Raw genomic sequence first — 212 nt, forward strand, 5'->3', positions numbered from 1 at the left:
GTCTGCGGCTGACATAACCACATAGGCTGGGCTGGTGATCAGATCGTAGAACTTGAGGATGCGGTAGACCGAAGCCTCTGACACAAAGTACTTTTCTGTGTCGGTGAAGCGGACAGCTAGTTCTTGCGGTGACAACTCGCTTTCCTGCGAAGCCAGACCCTTGATCTTTTCGCGCACGGATTGAGGAATACGGTTCCAGACCCGCGACGGCG

1 protein-coding gene is annotated in these 212 nt (G+C 54.7%); it reads right to left on the reverse strand.

Features of this window, described 5'->3' with window-relative positions; all coding sequences use genetic code 11:
- The coding region (locus ABLN87_RS22485) for a helix-turn-helix domain-containing protein (protein ID WP_353014346.1) at positions 1-212 on the reverse strand (212 nt) is incomplete at both ends.

The sequence above is a fragment of the Ruegeria sp. SCP10 genome (assembly GCF_040329495.1).
GTDB lineage: Bacteria > Pseudomonadota > Alphaproteobacteria > Rhodobacterales > Rhodobacteraceae > Ruegeria.